Consider the following 368-nt stretch of genomic DNA (forward strand, 5'->3'; position numbering starts at 1 on the left):
GAAACGAAAAAACCCGCTTTCGCGGGTTTGATCTGAATTTGGTGCCCAGGAGAAGACTCGAACTTCCACGACCTTGCGATCACCAGCACCTGAAGCTGGCGTGTCTACCAATTTCACCACCTGGGCATTATCAAGCAACGTTGCCGCTGTTGATGGGGCGAACTATACGGCGGGCTTTTTAATCTGTAAACCCCTGATTCGAAAAATATAAATCGATTTTCTCGTTAAAAATCAGAAGCCTGAAACGAAAAAACCCGCTTTCGCGGGTTTGATCTGAATTTGGTGCCCAGGAGAAGACTCGAACTTCCACGACCTTGCGATCACCAGCACCTGAAGCTGGCGTGTCTACCAATTTCACCACCTGGGCA

The 368-nt window shown here is 48.9% G+C and carries 2 tRNA genes; both read right to left on the bottom strand.

Annotation, left to right across the window (positions count from 1 at the left end):
• Window positions 1-39: 39 nt before the first annotated feature.
• Window positions 40-126, bottom strand: a tRNA-Leu gene (locus Q8X51_RS32185).
• A gap of 154 nt (window positions 127-280) precedes the next feature.
• Window positions 281-367, bottom strand: a tRNA-Leu gene (locus Q8X51_RS32190).
• Window position 368 lies beyond the last annotated feature (1 nt).

Origin of the sequence: Pseudomonas sp. Yb2C2 (assembly GCF_052112325.1) — a bacterium.
Lineage (GTDB): Bacteria > Pseudomonadota > Gammaproteobacteria > Pseudomonadales > Pseudomonadaceae > Aquipseudomonas > Aquipseudomonas marginalis.